Genomic DNA, 1,663 nt, shown 5'->3' with positions numbered 1-1,663 from the left:
TGAAGTCGGTGGTGGGCCGCGACCTGAAGGAATTCTAGTTGGCTGGGACCGACGAAGCTAACGCCCGTAAGCTGCTGACCGCCGCCGCTGTGCGCGAGCGGGCGCAGGAGATGCTTGCGATCGCCGAGGCGGGCGGGCTGGCGGAGTGGCGGCTGGACCTGTCGCGGCTCGAGGCGGCCGCCGACCTGACGGCCCAGGTGGTGCGGGAGAACTATCCCACGCTGCAGGTCCCGTTCCACGCCCGCTGGCGGCACTTCGTGGCGAACGGGCGCGACCTGTGGGCGGAGACGAAGAAGCCGGGAATCAAGGCCGCCCTGGGCCGGACCGCCTTTGACCTGGTGATCCCTTCGGTGCTGCTGGACGCTGGCGCCGGTGCGGCCTGGCGCTACCGCGACGCGGCGACGGGGGCTGTCCTGGGCCGCTCGGAGGGCCTGGGCGTGGCGTCCCTGCGGCTCTTCCAGTCCGGGGCGCTGTCCTCCGATCCGGATGATCCGCTGCGCGCCGACGCCTTGCACGCCGTGGACGCGGAAATGATCGCCAAGGCGTTCCAGGTCACCCGACGCAATCCGCTGGTAGGCGTCGAGGGCCGTGCGGCGCTGCTCAACCAGCTGGGCCGTGCGGTGGGCCAGCCGGCGGCGTTGTTCGACATCATGAGCCGGCACGCGGAGAAGGGGAAACTGCCGGCGCCGGTGATCCTGGAGGTGCTGCTGCAGGCGCTGGGGCCGATCTGGCCGGGCCGCCTCAGCCTTGGCGGCGTCGCGCTCGGCGACTGCTGGACGCATCCGGCGATCGACGGCTACGTGCCCCTGCACAAGCTCTCCCAGTGGATGAGCTATTCGCTGATCGAACCGCTGCAGTGGGGCGGGATCGAGGTGACCGACATCGACGGGCTCACCGGCCTCGCGGAATACCGCAACGGCGGCCTCTTCGTGGACATGGGCGTGCTGGTGCTCAGGGACCCGGCGGACGCGGCGAAGGCCCACCCGGTGGACGGACCGCTGGTGGTGGGCTGGCGATCGCTGACGGTGGCGCTGCTGGACAGGTTGGCGCCCCTGGTGCGGGAGCGGTTGGGGGTCACCGCCAAGGCCTTCCCCCTGGCCCGCGTGCTGGAGGGCGGCACGTGGGCGGCGGGCCGCCGGATCGCGGCCCAGAGGCGGCCGGACCTGTCGCCGCCCATCGCCGTCGTCTCCGACGGCACGGTTTTCTAGGGAGCATCTGATGGTTCGGCCTCCGAAGGGCGTCACCGTCGTCGACCACCCGCTGGTGCAGCACAAGCTGACCCTGATGCGGAGGAAGGACACCTCGACGAAGAGCTTCCGCCAGCTCCTGAAGGAGATCGGCGCGCTGCTCTGCTACGAGGTCACGCGCGACCTGCCCCTGGAGCTGATCGAGATCGAGACGCCGATGCAGACGATGCAGGCGCCGCAACTGGTCGGCAAGAAGCTGGTGTTCGCCGCCATCCTGCGGTCGGGCATGGGCATGCTGGAGGGGATGCTCGAGCTGGCCCCGGCGGCCCGTGTGGCCCACATCGGGCTCTACCGCGATCCGAAGACGCTCAACTGCGTGGAGTACTACTTCAAGGCCCCCGCCGACGTCGCCCAGCGCACCGTGGTGGTGATCGACCCGATGCTGGCCACCGGCAACACCGCCATCGCCGCGGTCG

Annotated in this window: 2 protein-coding genes; both read left to right on the top strand. The window is 70.6% G+C overall.

What is annotated here, in order from left to right:
* Positions 1-38: 38 nt before the first annotated feature.
* Positions 39-1,208, top strand: coding sequence for a DUF1688 family protein (locus tag QZV94_RS24965; RefSeq protein ID WP_293683188.1), 1,170 nt, complete (start codon positions 39-41; stop codon positions 1,206-1,208).
* 10 nt (positions 1,209-1,218) lie between these two features.
* The coding region (upp, locus tag QZV94_RS24960; RefSeq protein WP_293683186.1) for a uracil phosphoribosyltransferase at positions 1,219-1,663 on the top strand (445 nt) is incomplete at its 3' end.

It is taken from the genome of uncultured Phenylobacterium sp. (assembly GCF_902826855.1).
GTDB lineage: Bacteria > Pseudomonadota > Alphaproteobacteria > Caulobacterales > Caulobacteraceae > Phenylobacterium.
Note: the sequence above shows the minus strand (reverse complement) of the source record. Positions and strands in the feature narration are given on the sequence as shown.